Consider the following 13479-nt stretch of genomic DNA (forward strand, 5'->3'; position numbering starts at 1 on the left):
AGCGGCAATGCGGTCAGCAACCTTCCGTCGTCATTTCCATCTGGCCAGGGGCCGCGGACTTGGCGCTGGTATCCTGCTGACCGGGAGCTGACTCCTTGGCGCTGCCTGTCTGTTGGCCCGGTGCGCAATCCTTGGCGGAGTTGGAGTTGGTCGACTTGGTCGTGGTCGAGTCCGTGTTCTGATCCGTCGGCATCGTTGTCGTCGTGGAGGAGGAGCCGCTCGACGTCGTATTGGTCGATTGCGCCAGGGCAAGGCCGCCGGAAAGAATCATTACGACGGAAGCGAGAAGAAGTCGTTTCATCATTCACTCCTGGTGAGTATCCCTTCGGCCGCATAACAAGGGAGTCGGCGAACGCTTCCGTGGAGTATCTGGCGCCGTCGCCGTGGCATCAACGTGCCGGTTGTGGTGCGTCGATGACGACATACGGCCCGGCCCGGAACAAAGAAAAGCGCCGTTAGTTTCACCCGCAGGGCACTCAAACAGAAGGACGAGCATGATGAAAATGGCTTTAGTAATCGCGCTTGCGGTGTCGTTTTCTGCGGGCTCTGCAATCGCGGCATGTCCGGACAAGTCGGCTGCCAACACGGGCGCCGACACCCAACAGACAGCCGGTATTTCGAAAGATGGTACCCACGCGCCCTTGGAAACTCCGAAGGCCAAGGATAGTGCCGGCAAACCGGCCGCCAAGGATGGCAGCACAATGCCGTTGGCAGGGGCGGAAGGCGGCGGTGACAAGAATCTCGCAACATCGCAGCAGGATATCGAGGCGCAGCAGCATGGCGGCAAGACCGCGGCGGCAAAGGCCGACGACAGCTGCAATGACTGACGACGGAATAGGGCCGGAGCGGTTGTTGGCTCCGGCCTTTTCATCAAGTCTACAGAAGAGCCGGCCGGCCGGAGCCAGCGGGGCCTCGACGGACCGCGAGTGTTTGCCTTCGGCAGGTAGAGCTATGCCTTGGACGAGGCGGCCTCAGAGTTCCGCGTCGTTCGATGGCCGAAGGGGAAGAGGGAGCCAAACGAAGAGCACTCCTCCGCGGCCAGGGCTATGATCATTTCATCGATTCTCTCAACCGTTTCTCTGCTCACGTGATCATCGCCATGAAGGCACTGACGCGCGCGCTTCAGGTGTCGTCGTGCGGCCTCGAAATCGCTGCCCATCCGTTCCTCCCGCTTAGAGAGACTCCAGATTTGAACAGTTCACTCCTTTAAGAAAGTCACCCGAAAGAGCGATTCGGTCGGCAATTGGAGGTAGATGCCCAAAACGCAGAAACCCCGCCCCGCGAGCGCAGACGGGGCTATTGAGCCGACGGAGGGCGGAGGGAAGCGTGCCGCCTAATCTCTCACGGCGCTGGTTGTTCCGTTCGGCTTTTTCTTGATCCGCGCGATATCGGGCGCAACACACAAGCTGTCACGGATCGGCCGCATCGGAATACTCAAGGGCACCATTCAGGAGCTCAGTGGGCGTTTTGTGCCGTTTCTGTGCCAATCGGCCCAAGAAGCTAAGTCTTTGAAAGGATGGTGGGCGTGACAGGGATTGAACCTGTGACCCCTGCAATGTCAATGCAGTGCTCTCCCGCTGAGCTACACGCCCATCCGAAGCCGCGCATACACCATTTTTGATCCGGCGCGTCAATAGCAGGAAAAGGGAAAGAAGGCTCCGTTTTGCCGCACCGGCCGATAGTCGCCGATGCCTTGGGCAAAAACGGCTCAGGCCGCCTGCAGCATCTTCTCGACCTCGTTGACGAGGTCGCGCAGATGGAACGGCTTCGACAGCACCTTGGCGTCTTTCGGCGCCTTGGAATCCGGGTTCAGCGCAACGGCGGCGAAACCGGTGATGAACATGACCTTGAGGTCGGGATCGATCTCGGTGGCGCGGCGGGCCAGCTCGATGCCGTCCATCTCCGGCATGACGATATCGGTCAAAAGCAGCGAGAACGGTTCCTCGCGCAGCCGCTCATAGGCACTGGCGCCGTTGTCGAAGTCGCTGACCTGGTAACCGGCGCGCTCCAGCGCCTTGACGAGGAAGCGACGCATATCGTCGTCGTCTTCCGCCAGAAGAATGCGTGCCATGATATCCCGTCCGAATCACCCGCCCGGACTCTGCCGAAAGGCAGGGCCGTTAACCATCCTGTATATGAGGAGGCGAGGGTAAACATCAAGTGAACGAGGCGCGGCATAATCCGCATTCGCAAAGGCGGTGCCGGCGCCGAAATGCTGGACATGCGGCCGTCAAGGTGGCACTTTCATCCCATGATGCATTGGTGTTTTCGGGTTCGTTCAAATTGAAGACGGCAGCCGAGGATTTTTCGGTCGTTCCCCCCTTCGAAATCCGGTCGGGCGCCGAGCAGCGCGTCCCCTTCCTCTTCAACTCACCCCACAGCGGGCGCCATTATCCGGAGCGCTTCCTCGCCATGGCAAGGCTGGACCGCAACGCCATTCGCCGGTCCGAGGACTGCTATGTCGACGAGCTGTTCGGCGGCGCGGTGGCGCTTGGCGCGCCGATGCTCGCGGCTAATTTCCCGCGTGCCTATCTCGACGTCAACCGCGAGCCGTGGGAACTCGATCCGCGCATGTTCGCCGAGCCGGTGCCATCCTTCTGCAACATCCGTTCCGCACGCGTGGCCGGCGGGCTCGGCACCGTTCCGAAGCTGGTCGGTGAAGGCCTCGACATCTACTCCGGCCGCCTGCCGCTGGCCGAAGCGGTTGCCCGCATAGAGGCGGTCTACAAACCCTATCATGAGACGCTGAAACGGCTGTTGACGCGAACCCACGCGCGTTTCGGCTTTGCCGTGCTGATCGACTGTCACTCGATGCCGGCGAGCATCCGCGTCGGCGACAACGGCCTGCGGCCCGATTTCATCATTGGTGACCGCTTCGGCATCTCGGCCACCGCGGCATTGACCGAGACCGCAATCGGCCTGCTCAACACCATGGGCTATACCGTCGCCCACAACAAGCCCTATGCCGGCGGCTTCATCACCGAACACTACGGTCGCCCGGCGCGCCATCTCCATGCGCTGCAGATCGAGGTCAATCGCGGGCTCTATATGAATGAGCGGACATTCGAGAAAGCGGCGGGCTTCGATGCGCTGGCCGACGACCTGGCGCGATTTTCGGCCGACCTGATGGCCATGCCCGACCACCATTTCATGGATCTGCCGCTGGCCGCGGAGTGAACAGAGCCCGGTTTCATTAGATGGCGCCATCCACAACCGCCGCATAGTTCTGGGCGACATGGATCGGGATTGGCGGGGATTGGAACTGGCGGCGAAAAAAAGACCGCATCGTTCGCACGATACGGTCGAAGTCTAGGGAGGAAACGCCCAAGGAGGGCATGGACAGGAAACCCTGTCCGAGATCAAGGGTATGGTGCGCTGCACAAATGTCAAGCGACCTACCGGCTTTTTTAATTCAGAGTGATGTGGAAATTGCGCTTCGGTGGCGCCGGCGTGTTATTCTGGCAACAGTCGGCGCGGTGAAAAATCCTGGAACACCCTTGTCTTGGCGCGGAACTGGCGGCACACGTGGGCTCGGCCATGCTGCAATGCGGGAGAATCAGTTGGACATCAGCATCGATTTCATGCGCCGCATCGCGCAAGCGGCGGCGGCGGAAACCTTGCCGCGCTTCCGCAGCCAGGGTGCGGTCGCCAACAAGGAAAAGGGCAGCTTCGATCCGGTCACCGAAGCCGATCGCGAAGCCGAGCGCGCCATCCGGGCGCTGATATCGGCGCAATATCCGGACCATGGCATTCTCGGCGAGGAACACGGAAGCGAGAACATTTCCAGCAGGCATGTCTGGGTAATCGATCCGATCGACGGCACGCGCGCTTTCATCTCCGGCCTGCCGGTGTGGGGGACGCTGGTCGGATTGACGGTGGAGGGCGATGCCGTTGCCGGATTGATGTCGCAGCCCTTCACCGGCGAGCTCTTCTACGCCAACGCCTCCGGCTCCCATTATGAGGGGCCGGGCGGGCCGCGCAAACTGGTCACACGCAAGACGACGAGCCTTGCTGAAGCAACGCTGTTCACCACGACGCCGGCGCTGTTCCAGGGCGAGGCACGCCTGCGCTATGACCAGTTCGAGAAGCAGGTACAACTCGCCCGCTATGGCACCGATTGCTATGCCTTCGCCATGGTCGCCGCGGGAAGCGTCGACATCGTCGCTGATCCCGGACTGAAGCCCTATGACATCGTGGCGCTGATCCCCATCATCGAGAAGGCGGGCGGCGTGGTCACTACCTTCGACGGCGGGCCGGCCGAGAATGGCGGCGACATATTGGCGGCGGCGACGCCCGAACTCCATGCGGCGGCGATGGCGGCCCTGCGCGGCTGAGCATCCGTTTCGCCGCGATGCGCTTTAGGCGTCCGAGAGACGCAGGCCCCATAGAATGAGCGCGAAAGCGATGAGGCCGGTCGGCGCGGACGAATAGGCGATGGCTTTGATCGCGTACTCCTGAAAGGCGCTTCCATGCGCGGCTCCTGCCGCCAGCGGCATCGTCTCGTTGCCGGCTCCCCAGAGGCTGGCCATCACAGAGGCTGCCAGGACGGCCAAGGCTGAATAGATCAGGAACCAGAACGCAATCCGCGACATCGCGACGCCGAGATTGAGCCTGGACCAGACGAGACCCAAAACCAGCAGCAGGACGCCTTGCAAGGCACCGAGCGTGTGAACCGACAATCCGAGCCGCGGTGCGGCGAGGGATGGGATGGCGAACCCTTCGACTGACGAAAACAGCAGGAGGGCGATGCCGAGCTGCAGCAGGCGATGCCCCTGGCGTGGCAGCGTGTCCGATGCGTTCATGGCCGCTCCTCCCGATCCGTCGACTGACCTCTGCGGACGGTAACTAGCGCTCGGGCCCCGAACGGGAACTGGCGTCAAGTTGCCTCCGGTTGAGCAGGAGGCAGGCGTAGCCGTTAGAATTGCCGAGGCGTCGGCGCGATCATCGTCCGACATTGATCGCGCAAGACGCGGGCGCTGGGAACGGGCGTTGTCAGCGGATAGCGAGCGACCTGGGGGGCCAACCGGATTATGGAATTTCGCCAACCAGGCATGAGCCGGCGCCGGACCGGCTCCGGTCTCGGCAATACGCGCCATCAGGCCGTCGGGTCGTCGCTGCCGGGAATGAAAGCGTCGAAGGCGGCGAGGAATTGCTCGCGGTAGATGTCGGCCTCCTGCAGGATCTCGTGACGCGCGCCGTCGATCATGAGCAGCGAGCCGAGGCGCAGACGCCTGGCATAGGCTTCCACGGCCTTGGTCGAGACGACCTGATCGGCACCGGCGGCGATGACCAGCAGGGGGACCCGGATGCGGGCCATGAATTCGGGATCGCTTACCGCTTCCGCGGCTTCGGCAGCCGCTCTCAGCCAGCGGATCGTCGGGCCGCCAAGCGCCAGTTGCGGGTGATCCTCGTAGATCTTGGTGTTGCGGCGGTAGCGTTCCGGATCCGTCGTTACCTTGTTGGTGTCGAAGGGAGCGGTAACCTTCGGCCGCGGCCCCCAGGCGGCGTAAAGCCGGCCAAGGCCCAGGGCACAAAACAGCGAACAGACGCGGCGGACCGTCCGGATCGAGACCGGCAGGTCGGGCAAGGTGAAGAACGGCGCGATCAGCACCATGCGCCGCACGCGGTTGACCATGGAGGGCGAAGCAAGCAGCGTGATCACGGCGCCGGCCGAATGGGCAAGAATGTAGTACGGCCCGCGGCAGTCCGGCAGCACGATCTCCTCGAAGAACTGTTCAAGGTCGGCCGTGTGGTCGCGGAAGGACCTGATATAGCCGCGCTGGCGATCGCGGATCAGCCGGTCGGAGCCGCCTTGGCCGCGCCAGTCAAGCGTGGCGACGCCAAAACCGCGCGCCGCAAGATCGCGAATGGTTTCGAAATATTTCTCGATGCACTCGTTGCGGCCGGACAGCAGCACCACGGTGCCCTTCATCGGGCGGGCGACCGCGGCGAACAGGCCATAGCGTATCTTCTTGCCGTCGCGTGCCGTAAAAAAGCCGCCGGTGGCGTTTTCCGGTCGCGGGTTGCCCTCAGTTTCATGAAAAAGGGGAATTTCGTGAAAAAGGAGATCCGTCATTCGGCGCTTCGTGCTCGGCGTCTCGCATGCCTGCCTGTCGTGGCCGGCCTCGCCAAGGTTGATAGCCGTCCATGGGCCAAAAGCAAAGGAATTCCGGGAGGCGTCGGATCGGCAACAGGGAAGGCCGGAAGCCGCTATGAGCGCGCTTCCGGCCCCTGTCGATCCGGGAGGAAGGGACGTTGCACCCGGTTCGGCCTCGTCGCGGCGCCCGGTCCATGCAAATCCGGCGCCGCTTGTCCTTGATGTCGAGAGCAGTCTAGCGGCGGCTGTCTGAACGCGCGCAAAAGCGCCGGTTCATCTGCCGTTCATCCTCGATTTTTGCCGGGAGGCAAAATCTTGAAATGGCTTTGCCCGCTCCCCAAATGTGGGTTGCGGCCGCCAATGTCGGGGCCGCTGGTCAAACCGGAACGCCGCTTAAGGGTTTCGCACCGGCCAAACGCAAAACCTTGTTGCTCAACAGGAGAACACACCATGCGTCACGTTGATTTTTCCCCGCTCTATCGCTCGACCGTCGGCTTCGACCGTCTCTTCACCATGCTTGATTCCCTTGCGCAGCCCGATGGCGCGCAGACCTATCCGCCCTACAATATCGAGCGCACCGGTGAGGATGCCTACCGCATCTCGATGGCTGTCGCCGGCTTCTCGGACGAGGAGATCTCGATCGAGGCCCACCGCAATGTGCTGACCGTGAAAGGCGAGCGCAAGGATGAGGGCACCGGCGAGGGTTCCGAACTGCTCTATCGCGGCATTGCCTCCAGGGCCTTCGAGCGCCGCTTCCAGCTTGCCGACCACGTCGAGGTCGTGGGCGCCACGCTGAAGAACGGCCTGCTCTTTGTCGACCTGAAGCGCAACATCCCCGAGGAACTGAAGCCGCGCAAGATCGCGATCACGTCGGCTCCGGCCAAGGCCAAGCAGATCGAGGCCAAGACCGCTGCGTAATCCCTAAGTCTCCTCCCGAGACGGAAGCGGCGCCGAAAGGCGCCGCTTCTTTTTTATTTGCCGGGAACAGCAATTACCCGGCGATCAAATGGCCAAAGCGGTCGACTTCCTCTGACGTCGTCGCAAAACTGGTGACGAAGCGATAGAGCAATTCGTCCTCGCCGATATGGCCTTCGAAGCCATGCGGCTTGTGCCAGTCGTAGAAAACAGCACCCGCCGCCTGCAGCCTGTCGGCTTCAGCCTTTTTCATCACCGCGAAAACCTCGTTCGCTTGCGGCAGCCAAGCCAGTTTCGCCGTCTCGGAATCCTCGATCGCCGCGGCAAGGCGGGCAGCCATGGCATTGGCGTGCCTGGCGGTGTCGAGCCACAGGCCGTCGCGGAAATAAGCCTCGAACTGTGCCGCGATAAAGCGCGATTTGGAAAACAGCTGGGCGGCGCGCTTGCGCAGGAAGGCCAATTCCCGGGCACGCTCGAGATCGAACAGCACGATCGCCTCGGCGCACCAGCAGCCGTTCTTGGTGCCGCCGAAAGACAGTATGTCGACGCCACTTTTCCAGGTCATTTCGGCGGGCGTCGTGTCGAGCGCGACCAGTGCATTGGCAAAGCGGGCGCCGTCCATATGCAATGGCACGGAATGTTGCCGCGCGATGGCCGAGATCGCGGCGATGTCATGCAGGCCGTAGACCGTGCCGACCTCCGTCGACTGGGTGATCGAGACCGCCATCGGCCGGCCCCAATGGACCACCTCGCCGGCGAAACGGCCGATCGCCGTTTCCAGATTGTGCGGATCGATCCGGCCCAGCGCGCCATCGACGGCATGCAGCCGCGAGCCGCCGGAGAAATATTCCGGTGCGCCGCACTCATCTTCGATGACATGCGATTCGCGATGAGCGAAGGAAATGCCGCCGGGCTTGTTGTAGGCGGTCAGCGCCAGCGAATTGGCGGCGGTGCCGGTGGCCACGAAGAACACCGCAACCTCGCGTTCGAAAATTTCGCTGAAGCGCTGGGAGACGGCCTGGTCGAGCGCGCCATCGCCATAGGCAGTGGAAAAGCCGCCGGCGTGGGCCGAGAGGCCGGAGGCGATGTTGGGGTGGGCGCCTGCCCAATTGTCGGAAGCGAAGAACATGCATCTGCCTGTGCTGGGAAAATCGCTGCAACCTTGACCGGTTTCATGGCTGGCTCGCAAGGGCCAGACGCCAGAAAACGGGTAAAGCCAGCGAGCTGCCGAAAACCGACAGGGACCGAAGCTTGCGTTTAGCGGGTATTTCACGAAACTTTGTGTCGCGAAACGCGGAAGTTTTTTGTGAATCGGTCTTGTATGCGCCCGGCTTTTCTGCCATAAAAATTTAGGACAGTAGTGCTGTCTTATTTTGTCGCGCAAAACAGGCTGGATTGGCGTATTCTAAGCCTCTCCGGCTTTTGCCGCGAGCGACAGGTGGACGGCCGTGCTCTGGCCTGTACGATACCGGATGCGAACCGCGCGGCGAGCCGCATGGTTCGGCAAGGATTTCGCAAGACGTGCCGTAAGGATGAAGGGGAAGCAATGCGCTTCCCGAGGCAAACCAGCGCCCGCAAGGACGCGGAATGGAGGACAGGACGATGACGGAATTGACGCACGCTGCGACGAACGGCAAGGCCGCGCAGACGAAAGCGGCAGCCGTCAAAACCCTGGCCAATACCCGCCGCACCGGTTTGACCGCCCAGGGCCTTTACGATCCGCGCAACGAGCACGATGCCTGCGGTGTCGGCTTCATCGTCAACATGAAGGGCGCGAAGTCGCACACGATCGTCGAGGACGGGCTTTCCATGCTCGAAAACCTGACGCATCGCGGCGCCGTCGGCGCCGATCCGCTGATGGGCGACGGCGCGGGCGTGCTGGTGCAGATACCCGACGGCTTCTTCCGCGAGGAGATGGCCGCGCAGGGCGTCGAGCTGCCGTCGGCGGGGCAGTATGGCGTCGGCCATTGGTTCATGCCGCAGGATGCCGCGCTGCGCGCCCATGTCGAGGACATCATTGCCGAATCGGCGCAGTCCGAGGGGCTGCCGCTGCTCGGCTTCCGTGACGTGCCGGTCGACAATTCGTCGCTTTCCAAGGCTCCGGATATCGTGGCATCCGAGCCGTTCCACCGGCAGGTCTTCATCGGCCGCACGGCCGACATTCCCGACGACGAGGAGTACGAGGCCAGGCTCTATCTGCTGCGCAAGGTCATATCGGGCCGCATCTACGCCGAGAACGACAACAAGGACATCGGCGCCTACTGCGTGTCGCTGTCGGCGCGCACCATCGTCTACAAGGGCATGTTCCTGGCCTATCAGGTCGGAGCCTATTACAAGGACCTGTCCGATCCGCGCTTCGAAACGGCGCTGATCCTGGTCCACCAGCGCTTCTCCACCAACACCTTCCCCTCGTGGAAGCTGGCGCATCCCTATCGCATGGTCGCGCATAATGGCGAGATCAACACCGTGCGCGGCAACAACAACTGGATGGCGGCGCGCCAGGCGTCGGTGGATTCGGAGCTGTTCGGCAACAACATCTCCAAGCTCTGGCCGATCTCCTATGAGGGCCAGTCCGACACCGCATGTTTCGACAATGCGCTCGAGTTCCTGTTCCAGGGCGGATACAGCCTCAGCCACGCCATGATGATGCTGATCCCGGAAGCCTGGGCCGGCAACAAGCTCATGGACGCCGACCGCAAGGCCTTCTACGAATACCACGCGGCGCTGATGGAGCCGTGGGACGGGCCCGCCGCGGTCGCCTTCACCGACGGGCGCCAGATCGGCGCCACGCTCGACCGCAACGGCTTGCGGCCAGCGCGCTACATCGTCACCGACGACGACCGGGTCATCATGGCGTCGGAGGCCGGCGCGCTGCCTGTGCCGGAGGAAAAGATCGTCCAGAAGTGGCGGCTGCAGCCCGGCCGCATGCTCTTGATCGATCTTGCCAAGGGCCGCATCGTTTCCGACGAGGAGATCAAGTCGGAGATCGCCACCAGGCATCCCTACAAGACCTGGCTCGCCAATACGCAGCTCATCCTGGAGGACCTGAAGCCGGTCGAGCCGCGCGCGCTGCGCAAGGATGTCAGCCTGCTCGACCGCCAGCAGGCGTTCGGCTACACCCAGGAAGACACCAAGCTCTTGATGTCGCCGATGGCCACCACAGGCCAGGAAGCCGTCGGTTCGATGGGCACCGACACGCCGATCTCGGCGATGTCGGACAGATCGAAGCTGCTCTACACCTATTTCAAGCAGAACTTCGCCCAGGTCACCAATCCGCCGATCGACCCGATCCGCGAGGAACTGGTGATGAGCCTGGTGTCCTTCATCGGCCCGCGGCCCAACATATTCGACCTGGTCGGCAGTTCGCGCCGCAAGCGGCTGGAAGTGCGCCAGCCGATCCTGACCAATGGCGATCTCGAAAAGATCCGCTCCATCGGCCACACCGAGGATCGGTTCGACACCAAGACGATCGACATCACCTATGCCTCGATCGAGGGCGCGGCCGGCATGCAGGGCGCCATCGATCGGCTGTGCGAGCGGGCCGAAGCGGCGGTCGCCGGCGGCTACAACATCATCATCCTGTCCGACCGCCAGCTCGGGCCGGACCGCATCGCCATTCCCGCGCTTCTGGCCACGGCCGCGGTGCATCATCATCTGATCCGCAAGGGGCTGCGTACTTCGGTCGGGCTCGTCGTGGAATCCGGCGAGCCGCGCGAAGTGCATCATTTCTGCTGTCTTGCCGGCTACGGCGCCGAAGCGATCAATCCCTATCTCGCCTTCGACACGCTGCTCGACATGCACAAGCGCGGCGAATTGCCGGAAGAGGTCGACGCCTACGAAGTCGTGTCGCGCTACATCAAGTCGATCGGCAAGGGCATCCTCAAGGTGATGTCGAAGATGGGCATCTCGACCTACCAGTCCTATTGCGGCGCGCAGATCTTCGACGCGATCGGGCTGAAGACCGATTTCGTGGAGAAGTATTTCACCGGCACCGCCACGCTGATCGAAGGCGTCGGGCTGGACGAGATCGCCGAGGAGACGTTCAGGCGTCATACGGATGGTTTCGGCAACGATCCGGTGCTGCGCAACAGCCTGGATGTCGGCGGCGAATACCTGTTCCGCATGCGCGGCGAGGCGCATATGTGGTCGCCCGACGCGGTCGCCACCTTGCAGCATGCCGTGCGTCAGGGGTCTTGGGAGACCTTCAAGGAGTATTCCGCGCAGATCGACAGCGAGACGGCGCGCGCGCAGACCATTCGTGGCCTGTTCAAGATCAAGCTGGCGGAAGATACCGGCCGCAAGAAGGTCCGTCTCGACGACGTCATGCCGGCGGCCGAGATCGTCAAGCGTTTCTCGACCGGCGCGATGTCGTTCGGCTCGATCTCCAGGGAAGCGCATACGACGCTGGCGCGCGCCATGAACGCCATCGGCGGCAAGTCGAACACTGGCGAGGGCGGCGAAGAGGCAGACCGCTATCTGCCGCTGCCCGGCGGCGGCAAGAACCCCGAACGTTCGGCGATCAAGCAGATCGCTTCCGGACGGTTCGGCGTGACGACCGAATATCTCGTCAACTCCGACGTCATGCAGATCAAGGTGGCGCAAGGCGCCAAGCCCGGCGAGGGCGGCCAGTTGCCCGGCCACAAGGTCGACGCCACCATCGCCAAGGTCCGGCACTCGACGCCCGGCGTCGGCCTGATCTCGCCGCCGCCGCATCACGACATCTATTCGATCGAGGATCTGGCGCAGCTGATCTACGATCTGAAGAACGTCAACCCGGCGGCCGACATTTCGGTCAAGCTGGTGTCGGAGGTCGGGGTCGGCACGGTCGCGGCGGGCGTCGCCAAGGCGCGCGCCGACCACATCACCATCTCGGGCTACGATGGCGGCACGGGTGCCTCGCCGCTGACGTCGCTCAAGCATGCCGGCAGCCCGTGGGAGATGGGCCTTGCCGAGACGCACCAGACGCTGGTGCTCAACGGTCTCAGGTCGCGCGTGGCGCTGCAGGTCGATGGCGGATTGCGCACGGGCCGCGACGTCATCATTGGCGCGCTGCTCGGCGCCGACGAGTTCGGCTTCTCGACCGCGCCGCTGATCGCGGCCGGCTGCATCATGATGCGCAAATGCCATCTCAACACCTGCCCGGTCGGCGTGGCGACGCAGGATCCGGTGCTGCGCAAGCGCTTCAAGGGCACGCCCGAGCACGTCATCAACTTCTTCTTCTATGTCGCTGAAGAGGTGCGCGGGCTGCTTGCCGAAATGGGCTTCACCCATATCGACCAGATCATCGGCGACGCCGATCTCCTGGAAAAGCGCGACGTGATCCAGCATTGGAAGGCGCGCGGGCTCGACTTCTCGAAGATGTTCTACAAGCCCGATGCGCCACATGAGGCGGTGCACTGGACCGAGCGGCAGAAGCACCCGATCGACGACGTGCTCGACCGCAAGCTGATCGAGCTGGCCAAGCCGGCGCTGGAGGCCAAGCAGCCGGTCAAGATCGAGGTCGACATCCGCAATGTCGATCGTTCGGCGGGCGCCATGCTGTCGGGCGAGGTGGCCAAGCGCTTCAAGCACAAGGGCCTGCGCGAGGATACGATCCAGGTGAAGCTGACCGGGACCGCCGGCCAGTCCTTCGGCGCCTTCCTGGCGCGCGGCATCTCCTTCGAGCTGGTCGGCGCCGGCAACGACTATGTCGGCAAGGGCCTGTCGGGCGGCCGCATCATCATCCGGCCGCCGGATGAAGCCAAGATCGTCGCGGCCGAGTCCATCATCGTCGGCAACACGGTGCTCTATGGCGCTACCGAAGGCGAGGCCTATTTTGCCGGTGTCGCCGGCGAGCGCTTCGCGGTGCGCAACTCGGGCGTCGTCACCGTCGTCGAGGGCGTCGGCGACCATGGCTGCGAATACATGACCGGCGGCATCGTCGTCGTCATCGGCAAAACCGGCCGCAACTTCGCCGCCGGCATGTCGGGCGGCGTTGCCTATGTGCTGGACGAGGCGGGCGATTTCGCCGAGCGCTGCAACATGGCCATGGTCGAGCTGGAGCCGGTGCCGGAAGAAGACGACCTGATGGAAAAGCTGCTGCACCATGGCGGCGACCTCGACCACAAGGGCCGCGTCGACGTCTCGGGTGACATGACCAGCCATGACGAGGAGCGGCTCTACCAGCTGATCTCGAACCACGTGCACTATACGGGTTCGGTGCGCGGCCGCGAGATCCTCGACAATTGGGCGGGGTTCCGGCCGAAATTCCGCAAGATCATGCCGGTCGAATACCGCCGCGCGCTGATCGAGATGGAACGCATGCGCATGAGCGTGGCGGCCGAATAGATCTTCGCAAAGGCCGGGAAGCCCAGGCTTCCCGGCTCCATGTCACTGATAATTTGACCTCTCGCGGAAGGTTGCCACGGCTGCCTGAAGAGGTTAACGGGTGCGGCGAAAACCGCACCATCTGGACAGCAGGAACTGGA

General features: G+C 63.0%; 10 protein-coding genes and 1 tRNA gene. 5 read left to right on the forward strand and 6 right to left on the reverse strand.

The annotated features are described in order from the left end of the window. Nucleotides 1–13: 13 nt before the first annotated feature. Complete coding sequence (locus tag FJ979_RS27075; RefSeq protein WP_140496295.1) at nt 14–301, reverse strand: hypothetical protein; 288 nt, start codon at nt 299–301, stop codon at nt 14–16. A gap of 193 nt (nt 302–494) precedes the next feature. Here FJ979_RS27075 and FJ979_RS27080 point away from each other — a divergent pair, with 193 nt between their 5' ends. Then, nucleotides 495–827, forward strand: coding sequence for a hypothetical protein (locus tag FJ979_RS27080; RefSeq protein ID WP_140496294.1), 333 nt, complete (start codon nt 495–497; stop codon nt 825–827). Between the two features lie 690 nt (nt 828–1517). Here FJ979_RS27080 and FJ979_RS27090 read toward each other — a convergent pair. Continuing rightward, nucleotides 1518–1592: transfer RNA gene (locus FJ979_RS27090), tRNA-Val, on the reverse strand. A 116-nt stretch (nt 1593–1708) separates the two neighbouring features. Next, nucleotides 1709–2071: a response regulator gene (locus FJ979_RS27095; protein ID WP_006199474.1), complete on the reverse strand. Its 363-nt coding sequence runs from the start codon at nt 2069–2071 to the stop codon at nt 1709–1711. 164 nt (nt 2072–2235) lie between these two features. Between FJ979_RS27095 and FJ979_RS27100 the strand changes: the two genes are divergently transcribed. Together FJ979_RS27100 and hisN are read left to right on the forward strand one after the other, a co-directional pair. Then, the gene (locus tag FJ979_RS27100; protein ID WP_140513692.1) at nt 2236–3177 is read left to right on the forward strand and encodes an N-formylglutamate amidohydrolase; all 942 of its coding nucleotides are present in this window, start codon (nt 2236–2238) and stop codon (nt 3175–3177) included. Nucleotides 3178–3560: 383 nt separating this feature from the next. Continuing rightward, on the forward strand, nt 3561–4334 hold the full coding sequence (gene hisN / locus FJ979_RS27105) for a histidinol-phosphatase (protein ID WP_140496291.1): 774 nt from the start codon (nt 3561–3563) through the stop codon (nt 4332–4334). A 24-nt stretch (nt 4335–4358) separates the two neighbouring features. Here hisN and FJ979_RS27110 read toward each other — a convergent pair whose 3' ends face one another. Continuing rightward, the gene (locus tag FJ979_RS27110; RefSeq protein ID WP_140584317.1) at nt 4359–4802 is read right to left on the reverse strand and encodes a hypothetical protein; all 444 of its coding nucleotides are present in this window, start codon (nt 4800–4802) and stop codon (nt 4359–4361) included. 293 nt (nt 4803–5095) lie between these two features. Continuing rightward, the gene (locus tag FJ979_RS27115; RefSeq protein WP_140496289.1) at nt 5096–6076 is read right to left on the reverse strand and encodes an alpha/beta hydrolase; all 981 of its coding nucleotides are present in this window, start codon (nt 6074–6076) and stop codon (nt 5096–5098) included. 471 nt (nt 6077–6547) lie between these two features. Between FJ979_RS27115 and FJ979_RS27120 the strand changes: the two genes are divergently transcribed. Beyond that, nucleotides 6548–7015: an Hsp20 family protein gene (locus FJ979_RS27120; RefSeq protein ID WP_140496288.1), complete on the forward strand. Its 468-nt coding sequence runs from the start codon at nt 6548–6550 to the stop codon at nt 7013–7015. Between the two features lie 73 nt (nt 7016–7088). On the opposite strand, the gene FJ979_RS27125 is transcribed toward FJ979_RS27120, so the two are convergent. Beyond that, nucleotides 7089–8141, reverse strand: coding sequence for a low specificity L-threonine aldolase (locus tag FJ979_RS27125; RefSeq protein WP_140584318.1), 1053 nt, complete (start codon nt 8139–8141; stop codon nt 7089–7091). A gap of 473 nt (nt 8142–8614) precedes the next feature. Between FJ979_RS27125 and gltB the strand changes: the two genes are divergently transcribed. Continuing rightward, nucleotides 8615–13339, forward strand: a complete 4725-nt coding sequence (gene gltB / locus FJ979_RS27130; protein ID WP_140584319.1) for a glutamate synthase large subunit — start codon at nt 8615–8617, stop codon at nt 13337–13339. The last annotated feature ends 140 nt before the right edge of the window (nt 13340–13479 follow it).

The sequence above is a fragment of the Mesorhizobium sp. B1-1-6 genome, from assembly GCF_006443035.1.
GTDB lineage: Bacteria > Pseudomonadota > Alphaproteobacteria > Rhizobiales > Rhizobiaceae > Mesorhizobium.